General features: G+C 48.0%; 1 protein-coding gene. It reads left to right on the top strand.

From position 1 onward, the window contains the following. The first annotated feature begins 21 nt into the window (after positions 1–21). The gene (gene tuf / locus JFC10_RS14760; protein WP_198333485.1) at positions 22–1,212 is read left to right on the top strand and encodes an elongation factor Tu; all 1,191 of its coding nucleotides are present in this window, start codon (positions 22–24) and stop codon (positions 1,210–1,212) included. The last annotated feature ends 21 nt before the right edge of the window (positions 1,213–1,233 follow it).

Genomic DNA, 1,233 nt, shown 5'->3' with positions numbered 1-1,233 from the left:
CCAAAAAAAGAGGAAATACCCATGGCAAAGGCCAAGTTTGAACGCGTAAAGCCACACGTCAACGTCGGTACAATCGGACACGTTGACCACGGTAAAACAACCCTAACAGCTGCAATCGCAACCGTTGCTGCAATCACCTCAGGTGGCGAAGCCAAAGACTACGCGTCTATTGACTCAGCTCCAGAAGAAAAAGCACGTGGCATCACCATCAACACCTCACACGTAGAATATGACACTCCAACACGTCACTACGCCCACGTTGATTGCCCAGGTCACGCCGATTATGTTAAAAACATGATCACCGGTGCAGCCCAGATGGACGGCGCAATCCTAGTAGTATCAGCCACTGACGGCCCAATGCCACAAACCCGTGAGCACATCCTGCTTTCACGTCAGGTTGGCGTACCGTACATCGTCGTATTCATGAACAAATGTGATGCTGTTGATGACGAAGAATTGCTTGAGCTAGTAGAAATGGAAGTTCGCGAATTATTGAACGACTATGACTTCCCAGGCGATGACACCCCAATCATCAAAGGTTCTGCTACTGAAGCCCTAAAAGGCTCACAAGAAAAATACGGCCAACCAGCTGTTGTAGAACTACTAAACGTTCTTGACACCTACATCCCAGAGCCAGAGCGTGACATCGACAAAGCATTCCTAATGCCAATCGAAGACGTATTCTCAATCTCAGGTCGTGGTACTGTTGTAACAGGTCGTGTTGAGTCTGGTATCGTTAAAGTTGGTGACGAAATCGAAATCGTTGGTATCCGTGACACTCAAAAAACCACCTGTACTGGTGTAGAGATGTTCCGTAAACTGCTTGACGAAGGTCGTGCAGGCGAAAACTGTGGCGTACTACTACGTGGTACTAAGCGTGAAGACGTACAACGTGGCCAAGTACTAGCTAAGCCAGGTTCAATCACGCCTCACACCAAGTTTGACGCAGAAGTATACGTACTGTCAAAAGAAGAGGGTGGTCGTCACACACCATTCCTAAACGGCTATCGTCCACAGTTCTACTTCCGTACCACTGACGTAACTGGCGCAATTCAATTACAAGACGGTACTGAAATGGTCATGCCTGGTGATAACGTTGAGATGGGCGTAGAGCTTATCCACCCAATCGCTATGGACAAAGGTCTTCGCTTTGCAATTCGTGAAGGCGGCCGTACTGTAGGCGCTGGTGTTGTTGCTAACGTATTGAACTAATCCATAAGTCTCAGTAATGAG

Origin of the sequence: Psychrobacter aquimaris (genome assembly GCF_016107525.1) — a bacterium.
Taxonomy (GTDB): Bacteria; Pseudomonadota; Gammaproteobacteria; order Pseudomonadales; family Moraxellaceae; genus Psychrobacter; species Psychrobacter aquimaris.
This window is presented reverse-complemented; position numbering and strand designations above follow the sequence as displayed.